This is a genomic window from Leptolyngbya sp. FACHB-321 (assembly GCF_014695975.1).
Lineage (GTDB): Bacteria > Cyanobacteriota > Cyanobacteriia > Leptolyngbyales > Leptolyngbyaceae > Stenomitos.
The window spans coordinates 641,389-665,451 of record NZ_JACJPI010000058.1 but is presented as its reverse complement, the minus strand read 5'-3'; the positions used below and the strand labels follow the sequence as shown (position 1 = coordinate 665,451).

General features: G+C 50.8%; 24 protein-coding genes and 1 tRNA gene. 9 read left to right on the top strand and 16 right to left on the bottom strand.

The genetic code is table 11. The features are described 5' to 3' along the window. The first annotated feature begins 61 nt into the window (after positions 1–61). Together H6F76_RS13690 and H6F76_RS13685 are read left to right on the top strand one after the other, a co-directional pair. A complete protein-coding gene (locus H6F76_RS13690) occupies positions 62–2,308 on the top strand; it encodes a ComEC/Rec2 family competence protein (protein ID WP_190508878.1) in 2,247 nt (748 codons plus the stop codon). Positions 2,309–2,373: 65 nt separating this feature from the next. Beyond that, positions 2,374–2,458: transfer RNA gene (locus H6F76_RS13685), tRNA-Ser, on the top strand. A gap of 241 nt (positions 2,459–2,699) precedes the next feature. Here the strand turns inward: H6F76_RS13685 and H6F76_RS13680 are convergent. The 5 genes from H6F76_RS13680 to H6F76_RS13660 form a co-directional block, all read right to left on the bottom strand. Next, positions 2,700–2,945: a hypothetical protein gene (locus H6F76_RS13680; RefSeq protein WP_190452144.1), complete on the bottom strand. Its 246-nt coding sequence runs from the start codon at positions 2,943–2,945 to the stop codon at positions 2,700–2,702. 328 nt (positions 2,946–3,273) lie between these two features. Further along, positions 3,274–3,732: a metallophosphoesterase family protein gene (locus H6F76_RS13675; RefSeq protein WP_190509042.1), complete on the bottom strand. Its 459-nt coding sequence runs from the start codon at positions 3,730–3,732 to the stop codon at positions 3,274–3,276. Between the two features lie 184 nt (positions 3,733–3,916). Continuing rightward, a complete protein-coding gene (grxD, locus tag H6F76_RS13670; protein WP_190452142.1) occupies positions 3,917–4,240 on the bottom strand; it encodes a Grx4 family monothiol glutaredoxin in 324 nt (107 codons plus the stop codon). A gap of 65 nt (positions 4,241–4,305) precedes the next feature. After that, positions 4,306–4,560: a BolA/IbaG family iron-sulfur metabolism protein gene (locus H6F76_RS13665; protein ID WP_190452140.1), complete on the bottom strand. Its 255-nt coding sequence runs from the start codon at positions 4,558–4,560 to the stop codon at positions 4,306–4,308. A gap of 164 nt (positions 4,561–4,724) precedes the next feature. Beyond that, complete coding sequence (locus tag H6F76_RS13660; RefSeq protein ID WP_190452138.1) at positions 4,725–5,339, bottom strand: hypothetical protein; 615 nt, start codon at positions 5,337–5,339, stop codon at positions 4,725–4,727. 222 nt (positions 5,340–5,561) lie between these two features. Between H6F76_RS13660 and H6F76_RS13655 the strand changes: the two genes are divergently transcribed. After that, positions 5,562–7,673, top strand: coding sequence for a S8 family serine peptidase (locus tag H6F76_RS13655; protein WP_190508876.1), 2,112 nt, complete (start codon positions 5,562–5,564; stop codon positions 7,671–7,673). A 182-nt stretch (positions 7,674–7,855) separates the two neighbouring features. Here H6F76_RS13655 and H6F76_RS13650 read toward each other — a convergent pair whose 3' ends face one another. The 4 genes from H6F76_RS13650 to H6F76_RS13635 form a co-directional block, all read right to left on the bottom strand. After that, a complete protein-coding gene (locus H6F76_RS13650) occupies positions 7,856–8,578 on the bottom strand; it encodes a DNA-binding response regulator (protein ID WP_190452135.1) in 723 nt (240 codons plus the stop codon). A gap of 171 nt (positions 8,579–8,749) precedes the next feature. After that, positions 8,750–10,336: a glucose-6-phosphate isomerase gene (locus tag H6F76_RS13645; RefSeq protein WP_190508874.1), complete on the bottom strand. Its 1,587-nt coding sequence runs from the start codon at positions 10,334–10,336 to the stop codon at positions 8,750–8,752. Positions 10,337–10,556: 220 nt separating this feature from the next. Beyond that, entirely contained in the window at positions 10,557–10,871 is a 315-nt protein-coding gene (locus H6F76_RS13640) for a cytotoxic translational repressor of toxin-antitoxin stability system (protein WP_242036633.1), read from the bottom strand. 18 nt (positions 10,872–10,889) lie between these two features. Next, complete coding sequence (locus H6F76_RS13635; protein ID WP_190452133.1) at positions 10,890–11,087, bottom strand: hypothetical protein; 198 nt, start codon at positions 11,085–11,087, stop codon at positions 10,890–10,892. A gap of 184 nt (positions 11,088–11,271) precedes the next feature. Between H6F76_RS13635 and H6F76_RS13630 the strand changes: the two genes are divergently transcribed. The 3 genes from H6F76_RS13630 to H6F76_RS13620 all read left to right on the top strand — a co-directional run bounded on the left by H6F76_RS13630 (position 11,272) and on the right by H6F76_RS13620 (position 14,193). Further along, complete coding sequence (locus H6F76_RS13630; protein WP_190508872.1) at positions 11,272–12,462, top strand: branched-chain amino acid ABC transporter permease; 1,191 nt, start codon at positions 11,272–11,274, stop codon at positions 12,460–12,462. A gap of 103 nt (positions 12,463–12,565) precedes the next feature. Beyond that, on the top strand, positions 12,566–13,327 hold the full coding sequence (locus H6F76_RS13625; protein ID WP_190509040.1) for an ABC transporter ATP-binding protein: 762 nt from the start codon (positions 12,566–12,568) through the stop codon (positions 13,325–13,327). A gap of 335 nt (positions 13,328–13,662) precedes the next feature. Then, complete coding sequence (locus H6F76_RS13620) at positions 13,663–14,193, top strand: serine acetyltransferase (RefSeq protein WP_190509039.1); 531 nt, start codon at positions 13,663–13,665, stop codon at positions 14,191–14,193. A gap of 131 nt (positions 14,194–14,324) precedes the next feature. On the opposite strand, the gene H6F76_RS13615 is transcribed toward H6F76_RS13620, so the two are convergent. Continuing rightward, positions 14,325–15,263 (bottom strand): phosphoribulokinase, encoded by a 939-nt coding sequence (locus H6F76_RS13615; protein ID WP_190452127.1) that lies wholly within the window; start codon positions 15,261–15,263, stop codon positions 14,325–14,327. A gap of 432 nt (positions 15,264–15,695) precedes the next feature. Between H6F76_RS13615 and H6F76_RS13610 the strand changes: the two genes are divergently transcribed. Beyond that, positions 15,696–16,430 carry a 2-phosphosulfolactate phosphatase family protein gene (locus H6F76_RS13610; protein WP_190452125.1) on the top strand — a complete coding sequence of 245 codons (735 nt, stop codon included), beginning with the start codon at positions 15,696–15,698 and terminating at the stop codon, positions 16,428–16,430. Between the two features lie 102 nt (positions 16,431–16,532). Here the strand turns inward: H6F76_RS13610 and H6F76_RS13605 are convergent, their stop codons facing one another. Then, the gene (locus H6F76_RS13605) at positions 16,533–17,423 is read right to left on the bottom strand and encodes a cation diffusion facilitator family transporter (RefSeq protein WP_190452123.1); all 891 of its coding nucleotides are present in this window, start codon (positions 17,421–17,423) and stop codon (positions 16,533–16,535) included. Between the two features lie 157 nt (positions 17,424–17,580). On the opposite strand from H6F76_RS13605, the gene H6F76_RS13600 reads away from it, so the two are divergent. After that, positions 17,581–18,417: a Cof-type HAD-IIB family hydrolase gene (locus tag H6F76_RS13600; protein WP_190452121.1), complete on the top strand. Its 837-nt coding sequence runs from the start codon at positions 17,581–17,583 to the stop codon at positions 18,415–18,417. A 294-nt stretch (positions 18,418–18,711) separates the two neighbouring features. On the opposite strand, the gene H6F76_RS13595 is transcribed toward H6F76_RS13600, so the two are convergent. Then, the gene (locus tag H6F76_RS13595) at positions 18,712–19,599 is read right to left on the bottom strand and encodes a hypothetical protein (RefSeq protein WP_190508870.1); all 888 of its coding nucleotides are present in this window, start codon (positions 19,597–19,599) and stop codon (positions 18,712–18,714) included. 402 nt (positions 19,600–20,001) lie between these two features. On the opposite strand from H6F76_RS13595, the gene H6F76_RS13590 reads away from it, so the two are divergent. Next, positions 20,002–20,694 carry a Crp/Fnr family transcriptional regulator gene (locus H6F76_RS13590; protein WP_190452118.1) on the top strand — a complete coding sequence of 231 codons (693 nt, stop codon included), beginning with the start codon at positions 20,002–20,004 and terminating at the stop codon, positions 20,692–20,694. Positions 20,695–20,697: 3 nt separating this feature from the next. Here H6F76_RS13590 and H6F76_RS13585 read toward each other — a convergent pair whose 3' ends face one another. From H6F76_RS13585 to H6F76_RS13570, 4 genes are all read right to left on the bottom strand, one after another. Then, positions 20,698–21,567: an SWIM zinc finger family protein gene (locus H6F76_RS13585; protein ID WP_190509038.1), complete on the bottom strand. Its 870-nt coding sequence runs from the start codon at positions 21,565–21,567 to the stop codon at positions 20,698–20,700. A gap of 64 nt (positions 21,568–21,631) precedes the next feature. Beyond that, entirely contained in the window at positions 21,632–22,324 is a 693-nt protein-coding gene (locus H6F76_RS13580; protein ID WP_190508868.1) for a Uma2 family endonuclease, read from the bottom strand. A gap of 104 nt (positions 22,325–22,428) precedes the next feature. Then, positions 22,429–23,118, bottom strand: a complete 690-nt coding sequence (locus H6F76_RS13575; RefSeq protein ID WP_190508866.1) for a hypothetical protein — start codon at positions 23,116–23,118, stop codon at positions 22,429–22,431. Positions 23,119–23,137: 19 nt separating this feature from the next. Continuing rightward, positions 23,138–24,058: a phospholipase D-like domain-containing protein gene (locus tag H6F76_RS13570; protein ID WP_190508865.1), complete on the bottom strand. Its 921-nt coding sequence runs from the start codon at positions 24,056–24,058 to the stop codon at positions 23,138–23,140. Positions 24,059–24,063 lie beyond the last annotated feature (5 nt).

The window sequence follows — 24,063 nt, the reverse complement described above, 5'->3', positions numbered from 1 at the left end:
GGCATCAGTAACAGATTGGGCACTCTTAGCGTAGTTTTTCTCGCTGGCTTTGGGGTGCGTTATGACTGCAACGGGTGCAGTAGTGTTGAGTCTTGCCTACATTCTGGGTTTGCTAGTAGCGAAGCTTCCCTGGGGCGGCTACGGGTTACTGGTGCTGGGTGTTGGGCTATCGTTCGGCATCAAGCGTGTCTGGCGATCGGCACCCAAATCATGGGTCTGGCTGCTAGCTGGATTGCTCGGACTTTTTGCCAGCCTGTATTGCCAGTTTAGAACCCCCCAGCCCGCCATAACGGATATCAGCCGCTTGATTCCGACTGCAAATGCGCCTAAGCAAGAATGGGTAGTGATTGGCGATCTCGATAGTGTGCCCCGCTTAACCCGTAGTCAAAAGGCACAATTCTGGCTGGAAGTCCGGCAGGTCAATTCGGTCAGTGGTGAAGTGCAATATGTGGAGGAAAAAGCACCCACTGGCAAGCTCTATGTAACGGTGCCACTCCTTCAAGCAACGGGACTCCATCCAGGGCAGCGCGTGCAAATGACGGGTGCCCTTTATCTACCCCAACCTGCAACGAATCCGGGTGGCTTTGACTTTCAAGCCTATCTCAGGCAAGAGGGTTGCTTTGCAGGGATGCGGAGCAAGCAAGCTGAAGTGCTGGAAGAGCGATCGCGCTGGGGCTGGTGGCAAATACGGCAACGGGTGGTGCGATCGCAAATGCTCTGGCTCGGTAGTCCTGCTGGAGCTTTGGTCAGCGCGATGGTCTTGGGTAGCCGAGGTGTTGATCTTCCGTTTGACTTGAAAGATCAATTTACTCAGGCAGGATTAGCTCATGCGCTAGCAGCATCCGGCTTCCAGTCTTCATTGATTCTGGGTGTTGTGTTGGCGTTAACCCGTCGCTTTTCGGCAAAGGTGCAGTTTGTTGCAGGCACAACAGCTCTATTGGTTTTCGTCGGACTCACTGGCATACAGCCTGCCGTGCTACGAGCCGCTGTTATGGGCTTTGGTGGGTTAGTGGCATTAGTGATGGAACGCAAAGTGAAGCCGCTGGGAGCGCTATTGGTGGCAGGCGTTCTCTTACTCCTGTTCAACCCCTTGTGGCTCTGGAATCTCGGCTTTCAGCTCAGTTTTTTGGCAACGATGGGGCTGATGGTAACGGTGCCACCGCTGACGAAACGATTGGATTGGATGCCCAGCGCGATCGCGCCCCTCTTTGCCGTTCCGATCGCCGCTTATCTATGGACGTTACCGCTGCAACTTGCTGCTTTTGGTGTGTTGTCGCCCTACAGCATTCTTGTCAACTTAATCACTACGCCACTGATCTCGATTCTCAGCATTGGCGGCATGATTAGTGCTCTGGCAGCGTTGATCTGGTCACCCGCCGGTAGCGCGTTGGCGTGGCTGTTGAAGTATCCAGCCCAAGCACTCATGCTTGTTGTCGATGGGTTCAGCCAGTTGCCAGGCAATGCTTATGCAGTAGGCACCATTTCAGCGTTGGCGGCGATCGTACTTTACTGCTTGCTATCCCTGACTTGGCTTCAACCCTGGTGGCGCAAGCGATGGTGGGTAGCGCTACTACTGGCGATCGGGCTGGTGGTGTTTCCGGCATGGCAGGCAAGTGCTGCAATGTTTCGCCTGACGCTGTTAGCCACTACGGGACAACCTGTGATGGTGCTGCAAGAGTCTGGACGCGCGGCACTTATCAATAGTGGGGATGCATCTACTGCTGGTTTTGCTGTGCTGCCATTTCTACAAAAAGCAGGGGTGAATGAGCTTACGTGGGCAATTGCCACCGATCGTCCTTCAAAACGACCAGGCGGCTGGGGCAAAGTGGCAGAACGTCTACCCATTAAGCAGTTGTACACCGTCAAGGAAAACCTCATTCAGGACACTACGCTGACGGTAAAACCCACTCTACTGGCAGCAGGACAGACAGCGCAAATTGGCTCTAGCCAGTTCAAACTATTGAGTACAGAGCCGCTAATTGCCTCACTACAACTGCGGCAGCAAACCTGGACACTGTTGGGAAGCCTATCGCTAGAGCAGCAGCAGACACTCCTTCAATCTGGTCGCTTGCCAAAGACGCAGGTGCTTTGGTGGTTTGGTCAACAGCTACAGCCAGACGTCGTGGCAGCACTACGACCACAAGTGGCGATCGCCACTACCCAGCTATACCCCCAAACTGAAGCTCAACTCCGCCAGCTTGGTACTCAGGTTTATGCGCTTGGACGCGATGGAGCACTTCAGTGGACACCCATCAATGGCTTTAAGACAACTTTAGAATCGCAAGAAAACTCGCCCTCTGCCCTGTAGAATAGATTACTAGCCGTTAGTTTTTTGCTGTTGACTAACCAACAACCAAAAACTAAGCCCCTTATGGAGAGGTGGCAGAGTGGTCGAATGCGCCTGACTCGAAATCAGGTTTGGGGCAACCCAACGGGAGTTCGAATCTCCCCCTCTCCGTCCCGTCCTATCGACTTTTCAGCCCTTCAACTTGACTCACTCAAACTAGGTTCTTTGGGCTGATTTCAGCTAAAAGAGCAGAAATTGGGGGAAGTTTGGGGGAAACTGAAGATGGCATAGAGACCAAGATTCAGGAGATAAGTCGCAGGCTAGAGACAATCTCGCTTGGACGAAAGGGCGATAAGCTCTATGTGCTGGGATAAAGGTTCTGTCACGATCGTAAGAAATCACACGTAAGAAATTACAGTGGTGGCGCGACCATCAGCCAGCCCCGTGCTTTCAAAAACTGCATCGTTGCCAGCCCTTGAGAACGCAGTGTGTCTTCGTCTGCATCCGGTTGCATCAACGAAGGAAACTGAGTGTAGGGCTGCCAGCGTAGGGACGATCGTGGCTTTAACCATAAAATCAGCGGCTCGTCTTGTGATGCATTAGGCGGCGGCATCCAGGTCATGTCACCACCTGCCGCAGCCGCAAGGAACTGTTGCATGATACCCTCGCAGAAATGTTTGGATTATAGCGGTTGACGGCAAGCATTCGACTCTGGCAACTTGCTGATTATTAAAGGAATGCAGTTCCGCCTGTGGTAAATGCTGGGCATTAAGGAGTAACTTTGGGCAATTGTCGCCCAGTGCGAATGCTGAAACGCCGACACTATGTAGAATGGCTAAATTAAGCACTACTGAGAGACCGGGTTTCGACTGCGCTCAACCCGCTTACACATAAGACTGAGAGCATTGAGCGCAGTCGAAATGCCTCTTGCAAATAACTATGCCCAGCTAGTTACGACAAACAAAAAGTCACGTTACATTGGCAAATCAAACGTTCAGATCAACAATTTGAGCCCGAATTTCTGTGCCGTTAAGATGCAGATGAGCTAGCGTAACGGGAAGCTTAAATCTTCGCGGTCCTGCACTACCTGGATTAAGAAAGAGAACACCGTTGTGTTCTTCGACTAGCGGTTTATGGGAATGTCCGCTAATAACCACTTGGATTCCTGCAAGTTGTGGATCGATCGTCAAGTCTTTGAGGATGTGCAACAGGTAGAGTGAAACGCCTGCGATTTCAACAGTTTCATGCTCAGAAATTGCCTCTGCCCATGAACCTTTGTCATTATTGCCCCGTACTGCAATCACAGGTGCAATGGCTCTTAAACCATCCAGCACCTCTGGCTTGCCAATATCGCCTGCATGGAGAATCAGTTCAGAGCCTGCCAGGGCATCTACCGCTTCAGGGCGCAACAGCCCGTGGGTATCGGAGATTACGCTAACTTGCATTTCATCTGGTTCAAAGAGGATTATTTGCGTTGGCTGCATGCATGACGATGTCTAAAGCAGGCATTATTCAGTCATTGGGTCTTGAGGTCCAGCACACAAAGAGGTTGGGTTGAACAATCAACCCAACCTTTAAAGGCTGTACAAAAAATTCTAGCGTTGCTTCAAGACGCTGCTCAACAAAATTCTAGGAAGCCATTGCGACTTCAACCATTTCTTGCAGTTCGCCTTTTTGATAAAGTTCGATCAAAATGTCAGAGCCACCAACAAACTGACCATCGACATAGACCTGAGGAATGGTGGGCCAGCTGGAGTATTCTTTAATACCCTGACGAATCTCATCATCAGCAAGCACATCCACTGTCTCGAAAGGTACGCCAAGCGTGTTAAGAATTTGCACAACGTTGTTAGAAAAGCCGCATTGGGGCATTAATTTATTGCCCTTCATGAAGACCATGATTTTGTTTTGCTTAATGAGCGTTTCGAGCCGCGCTTGAGTTTCGGGAGTCATAAGGTTTGGAGGGGTGAGGTGTGCAAGAGGACTGAAGCTTAAAAAGAGCTGATCGGTGACACAATTCAAACCGCTTGGCTGGCGATCGCCCAATCATGAGGGGTATAAGTCTTGATCGCCATGGCGTGAATTGCCCCGCTAAGTAGATGCTGCTGGACTGCCTTATTCACCAACTGATGCTGCTGTACCAGGCGTTTACCGTCAAATTGCGATGACACAACTGTCACTTCGTAATGTTCACCATCGCTCGTCAACACCTGAACTTGGGCATCGGGTAGTACAGCTTTGATCATGGTTTCAACCTGATCGGGGCTAATCATTTGCTCTCCTTAACCAATACTGATATGCGTAACTCTAGTCTAACGTTCAGTGCCAAGCTAAGTCTCGTTGGGTTAATGACGCATAAGGTTGAAGACAGACGCGATCGCAGGCACCCTATTCCACCAACGGTAATGCCAATCAAGCTCTATGAACCAATCTACTATTAACGTGGTGCTGCACTTGGTTGATCAGCACGAGGGCGAGGAAACGGAGCATCTACAAAACCTAGCTCAAGGAGTTGCTGGTAAGCTTTTTGCCCCAGACTGCGAGTAGGCTGTTGACTGCGAATAATTTGCACCAGCAGGGGAACTGCTAGTTCTGGCTGATTTTGCGCCCGATGCACTAGCGCAAGCTGATAGGTGGCTTGATCACGCATTTCGGCAGACTCCAACGCTTTACGCCGCTGGGTATCGGCAATGCGGTTATCAATGCCAGAAAAACTGCCTGCTAATTCCTGGTAGAAGTTAGACAACTGATTGAAAACCTGACGCGCATCCTGAAGTTTTTTGATGGCAGTGGGATAGTTCTGAGCAGAAACAGCTTTGTCGGCATCAGCCATTAGGCGCTTTCCGCCCTGCTGACTGAGCAGACCTGCATCTTGATCCGTCGGACGCAGAATGCTTGGGTCGTTAGGGTCGATCGGCTGCGCCCGGTCGGGACTCGCTGGCAAAGCTTGAGCGAAACCGCTTGCAGGCTTTAGCAACACGGCAGCCGCCAAAAGAGAAAGGGAGATTACTCCCGCAGTGCGGAAAAAGCGAGTAGTTCCAAAGAATTCCATGGGCAGCTCTAAATCTAATTGCAGAAACAGAAGAAACACAACTGTATCAAAACTGTGAGTATATTACCATTGCAGGGTGACTCTGCGCCTATGTGGTCTTTTGAGTCATCCGTAGAGCTTTGTCTATGTTAAACAAAGCAGGGATTGCAGTGTGGGCTGTAGTGCAGCGTCGCTACACCCTATCGCCAATACCCTCTTGCAGCTTTTCAATGAGGTGTTTTAATGTCTGACCAAACGCCAGTCAATTCGCCAGGAAATCAGGGTGGAGGGATGCCCGAGTCAAGCTTCAGCCAAGTGTTGCAGCGTGGTGGCGAAGAACTGTTGCTAGAAAAAGTGAACGATCGCTTTACGGTGAATGCAGTAGACAAAGCCGCGATCGCGGGTCTCATCCAACCGTTGCCTGCCGATGTTAGCCCCGAGCGTGCCCCCGTTAAACTTACAGAGATTCGAGTAGACCCGGCACAGCGCGATGCGGTGATGCAGCAGGTGCGTGATGCCGATGTAGTGAACTATGCCAGCCATGTTTATCAGTTAAAAGATGATCCAGGCTCGCGGCTTTATTTAACCGATCAGATCACGATTCAGTTTGCTGCCTCCGTAACGGCAGAAGCGATCGCGCAAATCACTACAGCGATCGGGTTGCAGCAGGTGAAACCGATCGCGGGTGTGCCGAATACCTTCTTGTTTGAGACGACGGCTAGCGCACAGGAAAACCCCCTGAAAATTGCCAATCGCTTGATGCAGCGATCGGAGGTGCTGACGGCAGAACCAAATATTGTTGTGCGAACGCAAGCTCTCTATCGTCCTCGTGACCCCATCTATGCTAAACAGTGGCACCTCAACCACAATGGCGGCGCTGATCTGGCACCCAATTCTCACGTTTCGGCTGAACAAGCTTGGGATCTAACGCGAGGCATTCGATCAGTGACGATCGCGATTATGGATGATGCGGTAGATGTATCACATCCAGACTTTCAGGGCATTGGCAAAATTGTAGCTCCCCGCGACTTTAAGGAAAATGACTTTTTGCCGCTGCCCGGTGATCCTGACGACAATCACGGTACTGCTTGTGCTGGTGTTGCCACGGCTGAGGAAAATGGGGTGGGTTCCGTTGGTGTTGCGCCTGGCTGCGCGCTCATGCCCATTCGCACCACCGGCTTTTTGGATGATCAGACGATCGAAGAGATGTTCGGCTGGGCAGTGACCAAAGGCGCATCGGTCATCTCCTGTAGCTGGGGTCCGGCATCCGTCTACTTTCCGCTCTCGCTGCGGCAACGCGCTGCTCTAACTCAGGCTGCCACGACTGGACGCAACGGTAAAGGTTGCGTGATTGTCTTCGCAGCCGGGAACGCTAACCGTCCGACCAATGGCAGTGTTGATGAAAGTGGCTGGCCCAATAATGCGCTGAGTGGTCCAACGTCCTGGCTAGGCGGCTTTACCGTGCATCCAGATGTAATCACGGTTGCTGCTTCGACGAGCCTCAACCGGAAAGCTGCGTATAGCAACTGGGGTGCAGAAGTGTCTGTCTGTGCGCCTAGCAACAACGCACCGCCTGGCGTAGGGCTGCAAGAAACGGGTTACGTCTTCACACCACCGCAGATTAGAGGGGCATTGCCCGGATTGGGCATTGTAACGACCGATCGCGTCGGTGCAACAGGTTATTCCGCCAATGAGAATGCGATCGATTTTGGTGGCACCTCTAGCGCTTGTCCATTGGTAGCAGGAGTGGCAGCGCTGGTGCTGTCAGCAAACCCCGATTTAACAGCCGCAGAGGTCAGGCAGTTACTGCAACAAACAGCAGACAAAATTGTAGATCCTAACCCCGATCCTCAGTTTGGCTTCCGCAAGGGCACCTACGAGGCAAGCGGACGCTGCGACTGGTTTGGCTATGGCAAAGTAAATGCTGCCAAAGCAGTACAGGCAGCCGTGCAGCGGCAGGCAGCGGCAGCGATCGCGTCCTCTCGCCAAATCCAGCAGCAAAATACTACCAGTGTCGCTATTCCCGATAACAATCCTCAGGGACTTACCAGCACAATTCAGATTGCAGAGACTGGCACCGTGCGATCAATTCAAATTAGCGTGGCGATCGACCATACCTTTCTAGGCGATTTACAAATCAGCCTGATCTCACCTGCCAATCAAACCGTTTTACTGCAAAGCCGCAGCCTCGGACGCAGCACTCGCCTCCAAAGCACCTACACGCTGCAAACGACCCCTTTACTAAGACGTTTCCTCAACCAACCCGCTCAAGGGCGTTGGCAACTGCGCGTTGTCGATGCGGCAGAAGGCGACACAGGAACGCTAAATAATTGGACCTTAACGTTGGGAGTGTAAGGACGAGGGCGAGGGCGAGGCGGAGGAAGGCGGAGGAGAGAAGGAAGGCACAGGAGCAGAGGAAGCAAGAGAGGACGTTTGAATTGTGTAAGGCTTTACCCTCATGAAGAGCCTTTCAATTACACCCTGCTTCCCTTGCCGCCCCTGCTCTTTATGCTTCCCCTACGCCCTTCCGGCTCGCACTACTCCACCAAACGGTTATCCATCGCAAAGCGGACAAGCTCAGCACGATTGCTGGTATCCGTTTTGCGAAGTAAGCTGCTGACGTATTTTTCGACTGTACGCGGACTCAAGTGCAGATGTTCGCCAATTTGCATATTTGAGTGCCCATCTGACAAGATTTTCAGCACGTCATGTTCGCGCTGTGTCAGGTTGAGTGCGGCAACAGCGATCGAGAGTGCTGCTACACGTGTTGCCTCTTCTCGATCAGTATGTGACTTGAGCGACGACGAAAAGCGTGCTTCGCTTGCGGCTTCAGTCTCACGGCTTTGTGCAGCATCGCCTCTAGTAAAGCGCCAATCTCGCTCAATCATTTGCAGGCGCTCTAGCAAGTTTCGCACCACTGCACCTAACTCTTGCAGTTCAAAGGGTTTGGAGAGGTAGACATCGCAGCCTGCCTGATAGCCGCGAATACGCTCCTGCGTGTCATTACGCGCTGTTAGAAACACTACGGGCAAAAGTCGCGAAGTCGGACGCTGACGGATACGGCTGACTAACTCGTAGCCGTCCATCTGTGGCATGGTGATATCGGTGACAACGAGGTGCGGCTGGTATTCCTCAACCAGCTTGAGCGCTTCCTGACCATTCTCAGCCGAAACAACCAGGTATCCGATCGTTTGCAGGTAATCACCGATCGATAGCCGCGTCCCTAAGTCATCATCCGCAACCAGGATTGTGAGAGGCATACAAAAGCTGCTGTTAGCGTGTCCAAACCTTGATTACATTTTTAGAAAAGCGCTATAAAACTAAAATATATCGGTTTTAGCTTTATCTGTGGGGCATAAATAAGCGATCGCGAACAAGAATTTTACAATCACCTGCCTGCGATCGCCTATCCTGCCACGGTTAGAGCTGCTTCAGCTTAAGCTTGCCTTTAAGCTCGACAGATCATTTGGGTTGCCTTCCAGTACAACACCCTGTTGATTAGCAGCCAGGTGGCGCACAATCTTGTAAATTGTCTCAGTTTGGTCAGTAGCACCGAGAACTGTTGCTAAGGCGGGTAGTGACAGTGGCGCACCTTCCTGCTCTAGCGCTTCTACCACTTCCATTTGCAGTTCCAGGATGGCTGCTGCTGCCTTCTTCCCCGCCTCTACCCCTGGCTGGTGGTACGCGTTGATGTTGACAAGAAAGCCGTACAAGCCCACGGCTCTTTCGTACAGCGCAATTAAGGCGCCGATCGATCGAGGAGACACGTCAGGCAGGGTAACCGTGATGGAATCGCGCTGATTTTCGTAGAGCGCTTGCCGCGTACCTTGCAGTAGTCCAGAGAGATAATCTCCGGCAGTAACACCAGGTTCCACCTCTACAGACGGTTTCTCGCGGTCTTTCAGCACTTCGATAAAGGTTAGAAAGAAGTTCGGTACGCCTTCACGTAACTGCTGCACGTAAGCATGTTGGTCAGTCGAGCCTTTATTACCGTAAACGGCGATCCCCTGATATACCGTCTTGCCATCCAGATCTTTTTCTTTGCCAAGCGATTCCATTACCAACTGCTGGAGGTAGCGGCTAAACAGCAACAGGCTGTCTTTGTAAGGCAACACAACCATATCTTTTTCGCCCTTGCCGTTACCTGCAAAGTACCAGGCGATCGCCAACAATGCTGCCGGATTTGCTTTGAGGTCGGGCACACGAGTAGCAGCATCCATCTCTTTTGCGCCTGCCAGCATACTGCGAATATCAATGCCTTGCAGTGCCGCGTCAAGCAACCCAACGGCAGAAAGTTCTGATGTGCGTCCTCCTACCCAGTCAAACATGGGGAAGGTTGCCAACCACCCTTCCGATCGCGCCAAGTCATCCATTTTGCTGCCGGGCATCGTAATAGCAACGGCTTGTCTAGCAAAATCCAAGCCCTTGTCAGCAAAGGCTTGCTTCGCTTCCACCATGCCGTTACGAGTTTCGGGAGTGCCACCTGATTTAGTGATGACAATGACAAGCGTACTGTTCAGACGATCGCTCAGCCGTTCAAACACGCGATCGAAGCCAGCCGGATCGGTATTGTCAAAAAAGTGAATTGCCAGTGGCGGCGCTTCGGGTGCTAGTGCAGCAGCAACAAATTCGGGTCCCAGAGCTGATCCACCAATGCCGATCGAGAGAATATCGGTAAATTTAGCTGCCTGAGGTGGACGAATCTCACCGGCATGAACTTTGTTGGCAAAGGCTTCCAGTTGGTCAAGCGCTTCGGTAATTTCTTGCTTGAGCGCTGGCGTGGGAGCCAGGTCAGGGTCGCGTAGCCAGTAATGACCGACCATGCGATTTTCATCAGGGTTGGCGATCGCGCCACCTTCTAATGCCGCCATATCCTTAAACGCCTGCTCGCATTTTGGCTGCATCGTCGCCACAAATGCATCGTCAAACCGCATCCGGCTGATATCTAAATACAGTCCCAAACCTTCGTGATAATAGAGCCAGTCTTGGTAGCGTTGCCAGAGTGCAGCAGCATCCATAGCGGGGTTCACGCCTCTTAACGTTCATCACTGTTCAGTGTATCGGGGTGTGGGGCTAGGAGCGTGAGGTTTTGGAAAGAAATAAGAAAGGGAGGGAGGAGAGAGGAAGGATAAAGGATAAGGGATGAGAGTTTGGAGTTGATTCGCTACTAGCAGTCAGCAGTTAGCCTTTTAGCCTTTTAGCCTTCTGCCCTTTGCCTTCTGCCTCCTGCCTTTCTCCTCAAAGCTCTGGTTTTGGCAATAGCCGCAAGAATTTGACAACCTGCCCAGTGATTTCGAGGCTGACGAGGTAGTGGTCGAGCGTGAAGCGGTAGAAAATTTTGCTGCTGCCAAGGGCACGAAAACCCGGTAGCGAGTGCACTTGTTGAATGCTGGTGAAATCTTTGAATACGAACTGCTGCATTCTTTTCTGGGCAGCAGTCTCCAGGCTTGTTAGATCGAGCAGAAACGATCGCTCATAGCGGATTTCTAACCCTTTAAAGCTGGACATTCTTTGGGATAAAGCTGGTTGGGCAGGCACTTGATTAACGTTCATAAGGGCGATCGCAACACATTACAGCAGTGATAGAAAACGAAGCGCTTCTTCACGAGTGAGCGTATCTCCTGGCTTCAGGGTTTCCTTCGAGGCTTGCGTTGCCCTGAGCATATAACAGTCGCAGTAGAACTCAGACAGCCCAGCCCAGACCTCTAGCAGTTCATCGTCTGCTAACTGCTCAACAAGGCGATGTAATCGATCTTTGAGAAGGCTCATGATGACCCTGACCAATAAGTTCAGACTAGATAGCGATCGTATAAGCTCAGAATGCCCAAACAACGGACTAGAATCGCAGTTCACTATAGCGGTTAAATCCAGTTAAGCTCCGTATAGAATCGATCGCTACTGGTTCTACTTGCCTGGTAGGATACGATTCAATCGCCCTTTGCTAACATGGCTCATGCTCGATTTCAGCGGCATTCTGCTGTTCTTTACGCCCAGTTATCTTGTCTCGTTGATGATCTTCACTGCTACCTTTGCCCTGTTTAGCCTGGGCTTAAATTTGCAGTGGGGCTTTACGGGGCTGATTAATTTTGGTCACATTGCTTTTATGACCGTTGGCGCTTATACCACTGTGTTGTTGAGCATGAAGGGCGTACCACTTCTTTTGGCAGTGCTGATTGGGGCAGGGCTGTCAGCGTTGCTGGGTTTGCTGATTGGGCTGTCTACACTGCGCCTGCGAGAAGACTATCTGGCGATCGTCACGATCGGTGTGTCTGAAGTCATTCGCCTTATTGCGCTGAACGAAGAATGGCTGACGCAAGGCTCACGCGGCGTTTATAGCTATCCCCTACCACTAGAAGCGCTGACCAGACCTACTTTCATTAGTAAGCTTGGCATGATTGGTATCTGGACGGTCATTTTTGGGCTGGCTGGCTGGCAACTGTGGCACTGGACGTGGCGACGGCTTGATCGCCTGGGGCAAAAAGACACCCGCAATGGCAAACAACCAGGGCGCATCGGCAAACTGACGCTGGGCATCTCTACCGCGCTTCTGGGCTTGATACTGTACTGGGCAGGTGCCGTTTCGCTCTACAACTATTCTTACAAAGCAGGGCTGATGCTGGTACTGGTAAGTGTGCTAGCGCTAGTATATTGGCGGCTAGAAGCGCTGGTGCGATCGCCCTGGGGTCGCGTGCTTAAAGCCATTCGTGAAGATGAGGACGTTGCGAAAGCATTGGGCAAGAATGTGTTTTGGTACAAACTGCAAGCACTGATGCTGGGTGGCGCGATCGCGGGCATTGCTGGAGCCTTTTACGCATGGCAGTTGAACTTCATTAATCCCGATGGCTTTATCCCGCTCATTACCTTTCAGGCATGGACGATCGTCGTGCTGGGTGGGGCTGGCAACAATGCTGGCACACTGCTGGGAGCCGCTATCTTTTGGGCATATAACTCAGTGACGCGGTTTCTGCTGCCTGCGATCGCCCCTGCACTCCACGCGATCATTCCCGCCATTCCATCCCAGCTTGATGAAGGCAGAGCCGGAGCCTTCCGAATTATGGTCATTGGCTTGCTGCTCATTGGGCTCATGATGGCGCGACCACAAGGCATTTTAGGCAAAAAGGAGGAACTGTCACTTGGTCGATAAAAACCCCAATGCCATTGATCCTGTAGAACATTTGAGTCATCCTGACAGTGAAGACCTGGCAGACATTTTGGCAGATGTGGAACCGATTGAGCAATCCGCTAAACTGCAACTGCCGCTTCTGGCAGCAAGTGGGCTAATCAAAAGCTTTGGTGGGCTGGTGGCAGTCGATCAGGTTGCGATCGAAGTGTCCAAAGGCAGCATTACTGGACTGATCGGTCCCAACGGCGCTGGCAAAACAACCCTCTTCAATTTGCTCTCAAATTTCATTCATCCTGACAAAGGGCGCGTGCTCTTTGATGGCGAACCGATTCACCACCTTCAGTCACATCAAATTGCCCAACGCGGCATGATTCGCACTTTTCAGGTTGCACGGGTACTATCACGCCTCTCTGTACTAGAAAATATGTTGCTGGCAGCTCAACACCAAACGGGCGAGAATTTCTGGTTCACCTGGTTTAAACAAAAGCAAATTGCAGCCGAATCACGCCAGCAGCGCGAACAGGCAATGACGATTTTGGACTCGATCGGTCTTGCACATATGGCGCATGAATACGCGGGATCGTTGTCGGGTGGTCAACGCAAGCTGCTAGAAATGGGACGAGCGCTGATGAGCCAACCCAAACTAATCTTGTTAGACGAACCTGCCGCTGGCGTGAACCCAACGCTGATCAACCAAATTTGCGATCGTATCCTCACCTGGAACCGCGACGGGCTGACCTTCCTGATCATTGAACACAATATGGATGTGATTATGTCCCTGTGCGATCGGGTCTGGGTACTTGCTGAAGGACGTAATCTCGCCGTTGGCACTCCTACCGAAATTCAAACCAACGCCCAAGTGCTAGAAGCTTACCTGGGGCAGTAAAGCAATTAGGTCAGCACTTCGTTATACAACTCTATCTGCAATGACCGCTCGAAAAATGTCTTTAGGAGACCACGCTACAGGAGCAGGGTAAACGCCTCCAGCTTGGTCTTAAATAGGGCTATGCCTTCATCAATGCATATTAATCAATGACTCACTTCATTAGAACTTGCTGTACCAAACTCTCAATTTGATCCGTACAGGGTGTCTTTTAAATACAAACCTTTCATATAAACCCCTAAAGCATAGCGTTTGTTGAAAGCGACTCCGGTTTGCGTGCCTTCTTATTCTCACCTGGGTAAAGCTAGAGAAAGAATCGATCGCCTGCAACCTTTATGATGTTCTTAGATATTTCCGCATTAGAGCCAGATTGGAGCCGTGAACAATGCCTACGCTGGTGGTCTCCAGGGCAACAGCTCCTCAAGTCAATTCGTCGCTACCAATATTGGCAGAAGCATGGCGGCATTGTGGGTCGCTTATGCACAAAGTGGCATGTCCTAGAGCATCGGTTCTGGAGTGTGGTTACAGCAGCAGATATTCCCCTAAATTGTCAGATTCAAGGAGGACTGTTGCTCCCACATCCAAACGGGATTGTGATTCATCCAGATGCAGTGATTGGTCCAAATTGTCTGATTCTTCAGCAAGTAACCATTGTGAGTGGTGTGACGATCGGTGGACACGTGGATCTTGGTGCTGGCGCTAAAATCATTCGTCCAGTAGCGATCGGCCATCATGCAAAAATTGGCGCTAATGCTGTCCTCTTGCGTGATGTGCCAGCGTACTCGGTGGCAGTAGGTGTTCCTGCACAAATCGTCGTCCGTAGAGAATCGTCCAACATCTTGCCGAAACTACATAGTGATGCTGCCTAAAGCGCTTGTGTGAAAGGAGGGGGCAGGTATAAATCCCTATCCCCTAAATCCATGCTGTAGTAGACAATCTGCGGCTTAGAGGATGTTGTAGAAGGCTAGATGTTTGTAGCTTTGGCGACTAAACTTTATGCTTAATGAACGTTTGTCGCTTTCAACATATGGTATGCAATTAGTAGCTGTGTAAGGGCGAGAGGGTAGCTTCGTAGTGTTTCTCCTGTAGTGCCTGTCACTGTACCCAGTTCAGAATGGATATCACGATTGCAGGCATCAATTAAGTTTGGGATGTCGCTACAGATAAAGCGCTCCAGCTTCGTTACCTGATCACTGGTAGCGTGACCGTCAATTTCTAGCACATCAACGGGTTTGCCCATATCGCGATCAAGTCCCAACCGGATGGCAGAGTCAGAGTGAACAGCATCGGTGCTTACGACCTGAGTTAAGTCGGGGTGTGGGATGTTGGGTCTAAGTACCAGACGGACATTGAGGTGCCCATTGCTACCATCAATCACCTCAGTCGAGGGATAAAAGCTGACCACCAGATCTGCCCATTGTCGTTGGGGACGAATATACGCTTCGGAGTCAGGTTCGCGCTTGACTATTTCTGCCCGCACCTGCTCTTCAGAGTAACCCCGCTTTTGGGTGTCTCGCTTGATCTTCCACTGTATCCGTAGGTCTTCGGGTGGGGCAAGGTAAACCTTGACGTCATAGGCTCCGCGAGTACCCCGCGTTGAGTAGCCTAGCAAGCCTTCTGCCACCACAAATTTATTGGGCTTAATGTATTCTGGTGGGTCAAACGTTCCAGTCTTGTGGTTGTAAATCGGTTTAAGAATTGGTTGCCCGGTGCGGAGTTGAGATAGATGCTGCTGCATGATATCCAGATAGTTGCAGTCTGGATGCAAGGCAGTAATGCCAAGTTCAGCACGCTGTTTGCGATCGTAGCGGTGATAATCATCCGTACAAATGACGGTCACATTTTCAGGACCGAGGAATTGAGCAATCCCTTTAGTCAATGTCGTCTTACCAGCAGCACTATCGCCAACGATGCCGAGAATAATGGGGCGATCTGTCATAGTTCCTCCGGAGCGAGCCGTTTGATTACGGTTGTTTACAAATTTGGCTTATTTTAAGGTATGAACTGGAAAGAGACGCGAACACAGCAGCCAAGAGGAGCCAGCGCATTCGCTCAACGGTCAAGCACTCTGTGCAAAGACGTTTGCTTATGGCTGGAGCTGCAAAAAACTTGGCGGTTGCAATGAAAGTACCATCTACGACTAAAAAGACGGGTAGCATTGGTTGCTCTTTGCTTGATCATCAATGCCAGAGGCACAAAACTCAGAACTGCCTGTGTCCCGAACTGCCAATATGAGAACCAAAAACGTAAGTGTCTAAGCTTTCATTTATTATCAGTAAGGCTAAACTTCTAAAGCTTTATTAAGAATTACTCTATTCTTCTTGGCTGCGCCTCTTTCACCTGTTATTCCTTTTCACTTTACGGAACCCTCATGAAACTGTTTGTTTTCCATACGCCTGAGTTAACGCCGACTGCAACAATCGCCGATTGTGCTATCGCAGTTGATGTCTTGCGAGCTACCAGCACGATCGCAACGGCGTTGGGGTCTGGCGCAGAGGCAGTTCAGGCATTCAGCGATTTAGACAAGTTGCTGGCTGTCAGCGAGACATGGGCACCCGACAAACGGATTCGTGCTGGCGAACGGGGCGGCTCACAAGTAGAAGGCTTTGACTTTGGCAATTCACCCCTTGACTGTACACCAGAGCGAGTGAGTGGTCGTCGTCTGTTTATCAGTACCACAAACGGCACACGGGCACTTCAACGTATTGAAGCAGCTCCTACCGTTCTGGCAGCCGCGTTAATCAACCGTCGTGCTGTGGTGCAGCACCTCGTTCAACAGCAGCCCGATGTTGTCTGGATTGTTGGGTCTGGATGGGAAGGCAGCTATTCGCTAGAAGATACAGTATGTGCAGGCGCGATCGCCCATAGCCTGCAAGCCGAACTTGGTATTGCCCTTGAGCAGATTGCTGGGAACGATGAGACGATCGCGGCTGTCAGCCTTTACCGCCAATGGCAAGACAATCTGCTGGGACTCTTCCATCATTCAACCCACGGTAAACGGCTCCTAAAGCTGGGCATTACCGAAGACCTAACCTACTGCTCACAGCAAGATACGTTAGACGTGCTGCCGATACAACGCGAACTCGGCGTGCTGGTGAAGCAGTAGGCGGCTTGGACTTCACCGCCTGTTTTTATAAATGAGCCTTGACATAGTAGTGCAGGTAAAACTCTGGTGCCCTCATGACCTGAAGCAGTCAGGAGCCAGAGTCTAATCACTCTTTGGACGATCGCTATCAATATAAATCACCACCTTAACGGGACCATAGCGATCGCGAATCGCCCGCTCTACCCGTTCGGCAATGCTACGAGCAATGCTTAGGCACTCTGGGTGCAGAATCAGCCGCATTTCTACAAAGACCTGACGACCCACTACGCCGCGAGACTGGATACCATAGCAGTGCGTGATCCCTTCTACCTGATGGATGGTTTGGGCTAAAGCTTCGGGAGCGATCGCGATTTGCCGCATGACCGATGGCAACTGCCAATTAAACACGCGCCAACAGTTACAGATTGCCGCCAGCACCAGCAGCATTGCCAGTACTGGGTCAAGCCAAAGATAGCCACGCGCAACACCGACTAAACCAGCTAGCACTGGCAGCATTAACCACGTATCTTGAAACAGATGACCCGCGCTAAAACGTAGGGCGCTGTTCTCCAAAAGCCCTGCTTCATAGCGCTGAAAACAGGCAAGGCAAAAGTTTGTCGCTATAACCACGCCTAAAAGCTGAAGCAACGGCGAGTTTACCCGCACAGGCAACCAGCTAGCTTCTTGTGCGATCGCCTCCAATTGCTGCGCCGATACCACCAGCAAACTCAGACAGGCAAACCCCATCAATGCAGCCAGCAACAGCGCCAGCACCGACTCTACCTTGCCGTGCCCTCCAACCTCTCGACTGGCAGGATAGCGCGACGTGATCGCGATCGTGCTCAGAAGAATGCTAAACCCATTCACCAACGTTTGTAGCGATTCAGCCAGCAAGCTCAATGATTGCGTTGCCCAACCAATCCACACCTTTACAACTAAAATCAGTAGCGCCAGCCAAAGCGACGCTAATAAAACCTGACGACTTGCCCGACGACGACCCTGTGCCTCAGCCATAGCTTACAAGCTACTATGAGATTTGCTTTCACATTATCAGCGGTTAATCTGGTAATGAACGAAAACTAACAGGTTAACGCTGGAAAAACTTACTAACTGAGGCAGAAGGCTAAAAGAACTTTTTACTCCTTCACCTCTTTACCCCTCCCGCCCCTTCATGCAAAATCGATCGCTCCCCGCAGACATCAAACTTCTTGTGCTGGATATTGATGGCACGATCGCGGGTGTTGAAAACGAGATTCGTCAGCCCGTGATACAAGCAATCCGGGCAGCACAGGCAAAGGGGATCAAAGTGGCGATCGCCACAGGACGTATGTATTGCGCGGCGCTACGCTTCTATGAAGCAGTTGGTTCGACTCTGCCGCTGATGGCATATCAAGGCGCATGGATTCAAGAGCCAGCAACGCAAACGATCCATCGTCACTGGACAGTGCCGAAGTCACTGGTGCTACAGCTTTTGGATTACTTTGAGCAGCCAGAATTACGATCGTTGCTTTCAGTACATTTCTACATCAACGACCAACTCTACGTGCGCGAACTTACCTCAGAGACAAAGGAGTATGCCAAACGATCTGGCGTACAGCCAATTCCTGTTGGTGATTTACGCACAGCACTGACAGCCGAGCCAACAAAAGTTTTGGCGCTAAGCGACGACACAGCTTTAATTACTACTCTGTTGGGCAGTTTGCAAAGCCGCTACACACCCGCCGAACTCTATCTAACAAAATCTGTAGCAACGTTCTTTGAAGCAACTAACCCGTTGGTCAGCAAAGGTACGGCGGTTCGCTACCTTGCAGAAGAGTATTTAGGGCTGAAGGCAGAAAATGTGATGGCGATCGGCGACAATTTCAATGATGTGGAGATGATTGAATATGCTGGCATTGGCGTCGCCATGGGTAATGCGCCAGATGCCGTAAAAGCCTTAGCGAACTGGGTTGCCCCTGATGTTGAGAAGGATGGCTCTGCTGCGGCTATTGAGGAATTTCTACTCTAAGGAAATGCCGGGTAATAACCTTCAATGTGCTGCTGGGGCGATCATGCAAGCTCTAAATATTGGTGGTTGGACGCTGATAGCTAAGGATCGCATTCAAAACTAACTAGCTTTAAAATCAGAAAGAGCACCGACGACTTGCCGTGTTTCGTCTCGGTGCTCTTGCTGGTTCGCTCCTCACACACTCAAGAATATAGCTGACTGCAACAGGTTTGTCTATCAAAAAAGTAATCAGAAAAACCTATGTCAAATTTGCTCAGTATCAAAAATTTCTGATGACCTGCACCCAGTCTGCGTTTAAAGCTCCACTACAGGGGGAAGACCTAGCCCGTCTGCCAAGAGTGCATACAGAATGCGTTGAGTTGCCAGCAGTAAGCCTAGCTGTGACACCACCAAGTTTAGCTCTGTTCCAGTTTTACGCCATAGTGGATGCACACGATGGAATGCCTGCATGGCTTGCGCGATCGCCTGCGCTGATCGCAAGCTTTGCTGCACACGATGCGGCGATTCATTAGACAAGCAATCCAGTGCCTCCACTAAATAGCCAAGCAGCCTACGATCGACAGGATGGTTCAGGCAAAGTTGGGCAGTAGAGGTCAACCAAGGTACAGACGGTGGGTTCACAACGCGCCAGGCGAGTGGAGCTACGTCAAGCCTGTCCAGCGTGATTAAGCCCTCACTGTGAGCAAGCCGCAAGAGTGAGCAACAACGGGCATGAGCATATTGCACTTCAAAGATTGCCGTTGTTGGTAGCAACATTTGCCGCTCTACTGAAGTAAAAGGCATACATGGCTGTTGGGGCAGCGCTTTAGTAAGGAGACGGTCAAGCCACGACGCGATCGCTCGATCACTTAGCTCAAATTGCAGCAAGCCTGTAGCGGTAGGTTGCACCACAATGCCTGATAAAGAGTCTTCCTCCGGTATGTGAAGCGGCTGCAACAACGCATCAACTAGCTGGGCAGCAATCAGTGCTGCGGGCTGAGACGGAGTAGCCAAACGATGGGCGATCGCACAGACATAAATAAACGGTATTGCTTTGCTGGCACGCTTAAACGGTATCGCTCGTAGAATTTGATCAAGGTTTGATCGCTCTTCCTGCTCTGTTGTGACGCGATCCACGATCGTTGTTGCCATATCACTTTGGCGATCGCGAAGGTATCGAGCGACCGCCTGGCGCAGTCTCATTCGTAACAGTGATAACATAGCAAGAAGCTAACGCAATCTTGTGCTAAGTGTCTCTCGCTTAACCGTTACTTCGTGTCATTTATTACGCTGCTTCCGGTCTGAGACAAATATGCTTTGACAAACACAGTAGGGATAGATTCCGCAGACGTTTTGTTTAAGAATCCTGAGCAGTATCCGCGATCGCTACCTTCCATCTGTATCGGATGTAGCACTATTAGTTTAACTAATAGAACTACTGTGTTGACATAGACTTGTAAGTGAAACGTGAAGGTAGATTGATGATACCTTTTTGTTGCAATGCCCTGAACTCGGCTTTAGTCGTAGAGTCTAGTGTCCTGGTCGTAGGAATGAATCTTACATCTTTCCTACTGCCCCTAGAAAGTCCCACAGCCTCCATAGCCTATGTACTCACTAACATCTAATTCTGAGGCAGCGCGTCCGTTTCTTACCTGGCAACGGATCATTGATTGGTCTCAAGAGCATTACCGCATTCGCACCTTTGCCAAAGATGAGAAGCTGCCAACTAGGCCCGGACTTGTCTACTTAGTGCAGCGGGGCGCAGTACGGTTGGTTGGTAGCGCTCAGGTGAATGCTACCGGCAACAATGCCTCACGCCTGCCGCGGATTAGTCCAGAAGAAGCTTTTTTGGGCTTTGTTGGAGCAGGACAACCCTTTGAAATCGTCGCTCAGTCACCGTTTACGCTGCAAAGCTATGCCCATGTTGACCAGACATCAGTGCTGTGGATGTACTGGCATGATCTAGATAACTGGCCCCACTTTCGTCGTGAAGTGCTGGATGCGTTTCGCTATCAGCATCAACGTAAGCTCCTCTGGCTCAGTACATTGGGGCAGCGTCGCACAATCGACCGCCTGCTTGGTTTTCTGACCTTGTTAATTGAAGAATATGGTGAACCGAGCGAACAAGGTTACTGCTTGCCATTTCCGTTAACTCATGCTCAGATTGGTAGCGCGATCGGCTCAACCCGCGTCACTGTCACTCGTCTAATGGGCAAACTTCGCCAACGCGGCATGATCAGTACGCAAGGAGATAACTTGCTCTGCATTCCTACAGATTCAACACTGACTCGTACCTGATCTTTACACTGTTCCTTCTGTATCCATCGCTGCTAGAATTGCCTGCTGACTTGCTGCCTGATACACAGTTTTCAAATAGTCCATTGCTGCTGGTGCCTCTGATGGTGCGATCGCACCTTCTGAAGCCACTTCCGCTTTGAACGGTATGGGACCCAACACATCCAACACTGTCTCGCTCGTTGGTGGTGGCGCAATGACAACCAATGATGACTCTAGCTGCTCTGTGTAATGCCAGAACTGCTCCATCGCCAAGGGTACACCCAGCGCCGTTGTTGGCTCTGCTATGCTGCTATCTGGTGAGTCTTCAGATGTTTCTGCAATTCCATTAGCAGTACTGCCTGCACTCCGAATTTGCCGTAATGCTTCAATAATTTGCTCTTTATTACGACCGCGTAGCTGAAATAAGACGAACGGATCTTCGCTAAAGCGATCGCCCAGTAAGTAATACACAGCCCCAATGTGCTTACACGGGTTAGCCGGATCGGGGCAGGAGCATTTGCTATGAATATCAAATTTGGTGAACGGAAACAGGCTCAACCCATTAGCTGTAAACACTTCCTCAATGTTTTGCGGCATTTCTCCTGCCAGCAATTTGGCAGAAAAAATTGCTCGTTGTGCCATCGACTCAATGACATACCCCCATTGATCATCCTCAAAGGGATCGAGTGACAGAGAGACCTTGTAGGGATCGGGTGCTGTGCCCTGGACTCTAGCAGCTACTTTTGATCCCTTAAAGTCGATGCTGAGGACGTTACCTTCACGAGCGTAGGTGCGTGCCCGTGCTAAGCGCCGTACCCAGCCGAAGGACTCCAGCACATCAATCCAGCGCTGTGCCCACCATTCACGGTTTGCTTGAGAGTAGGGATCAGACATAGGGAAGAGGGATAAGGGATGAAGGCTAAGACGAGAGGCGATCGCAATGTCCACCGCAATGTCCTTAGAAACTCTCTGGATCGACATTGAGTTCGCGCAGTTTGGCAGCTAGGCGATCGGCACGTTGCTGTAATACTAAGGCAGCTTCAGTAGGAGAAGGAACTAGCTCACCTTCAGGCGTAAAGTAGCGTAGTTTATTCTCATAAAGACCCAAAAACAACTGTAGCTGCTGGCTCCAAAGCTGACCCTGAGCATTAGGCTGAAGCGGCTGGTATTGACCGTTCACAAGAGCAAAGCCTGCAAATTCGAGGCTGTCGGGATCAAACCAGAAGTAGTCGTAAACTTTAAGCACATCCTGGTAAAGCTGTTTCTTTAAGCCTCTATCGATCGTTGCGGTGCTGTCCGACAGCACTTCAATAATCACGTTGGGTGTTTTGCCATCTTCTGCCCAGACAACCCAGCTTTTGCGGGGTCTGCGTTCTACGCCCAAAACGACAAAAAAATCGGGTCCACGAAAATCACGGCTGCGGAGTTGCTTCTCGCTAAAGTAAATGGTGCTGTTAGCACTGGCGTAAAAATCAGTGCGATCGCGCCACAGCCAGTTAAGGCAGTCTAAAAACAGTACGATTTGCTGAAAGTGAAGGTCGGTTTCCAACTGTGGCTCATCACTGTATAAATCGCAAGGCGGAAGCAGCACATCTGGATCTGGCAGTGCGGTCGCTGGGTCTTGAGCTGAAAACACTTGAGCCGAAGCCATGACTAACACCTGTTTTACTGCCAATGCCTATCAGCGTAGCAAACTTGCAGCCAGTTGCTTTTGTAGAAGCGTTCCATGGCACGTCTCTACTTTTCTAGACCATCTCAACTTACGAAATACAGACGTTCTTTTTGTTTCGGTGAACCGGGTTCGTAATAGCCTGTGAGCCAGGAATCATCAGGCTTGAGGTACATGGCTTTAGCTTCCTTTGGCTGCTCTATTGCTTGCATAGTGGTTACATAGCGAGAGTAGTAATGGTTGAACAGCCGCACGAATTCGCCCAGGTAGATATCGGCAACACGTCGATCGCCCCGAATCACCAGCATATTTTCGTCATTGTTTTTAGTTAAGGCATCGCTAAAGTTGGCGGAACCTGTAATCACAAGCGGGTCATCGCTGAGGGGATCGATCAGGATATATTTTGTGCGGATGTAGCGGACGTGGGTGTTGAGGTTAGTGGTCTTTTCTTGTAGAAAGCGATCAAATGTATCGCCTTTTTTCACCGCACCAACGGCAATGCGAGTATCGGGATCACGGCGCAGGGTTTCAATGTTGCCACCTTCTTTTTCGAGTAAGACATAGCGCAGATAATCTTTGTCTGCTGACAGCACTGTTGCCAATAAATCATTGACGCCAAAGGCAGCAGTGAGAAAAACAGCCGTATGCGTTGCTTCCATGCGATCGACGTACCATTCCAGTGCTGCCAGCGACCGACGAGGGCTGAAGATCGGCGTTGTTGCGTTGAGTGGTAAGTCCTTTGGTACAGGCGTTTGCTGCTCAGTCCAGGGACGCAACTTGGCAGCGGATCTTGGCTCAACGCCTCCCAGTAGTCGAGATAGCAGGCAGCAACAGCGGGATCGCGCACGACAGTCCGACATTAGAGTGCCCAGAAATGCCTCCATCGGTGATGTTGGTAGAACCTGTCCAGACTTGAAGGGGTTTGCCGTCTTTAAGCAAGACAATGAACTTGTTGTGGGCAATGTAGCTGGGGTTAGCTTGGCGAGGAAGGGTGAGGGCTTCGATGTTGGCGTTGGCGATCGCTGCCGGGTTTGCCTGTTTGGGGTAATTCTGCCCATTCGGCTTGGCATCAAAGATAATTTTGACAGTGGCTCCCGTTTTTTGTGCGGCACCAAAGGCTTGGAGTACGGGCAGATAGTGGAACTCATACAACGCTGCCCGCAGTTCGTATTGGCTACCCTTCGCTTGCTGAATAAAGGTCAGTAGTGCTTCGACTAACCCACGAAACAACCACTCCCAGGCACGACCTTTAGGCACCTGATCGGGCGGTAGATTTTTGAACTTGCGAGCATAGGCTTGCGCCCCCGCCACACTCCGATTGAAGTAGACGGTATGATTGCCCGTCGCCTCGTCTTCAGTCGTAATTTTGACTGCGACCGTCTCGCTTTGCTCCAACTTTTTGGGTTTGCCACGCAGTGCAACAATGCGGTAGGTGTAGTCGTGGGCTGGTTTGGCAGTGAAGTCACCCCATAAAAATGCCTGTATGGGATGTTCTAACAACGAAACCAGGCTACCGGGGGGCAAGCTGGGATCAGTTTCTTCAAATGTACGAAAGCCTTTGAGCCAGTAGCGTTCGTCTTCGGTGCGGTCAATACGCTCGATCGCAAACCCCAGTACACCCGCACAACTCGACTCTGCCAGATCAAAACCTAGCAGGACAACAAATGGCGCGATCGCCCGCACTGCGATCGCGCCATTCGTTTTTTTGTTTCGCATTGCTT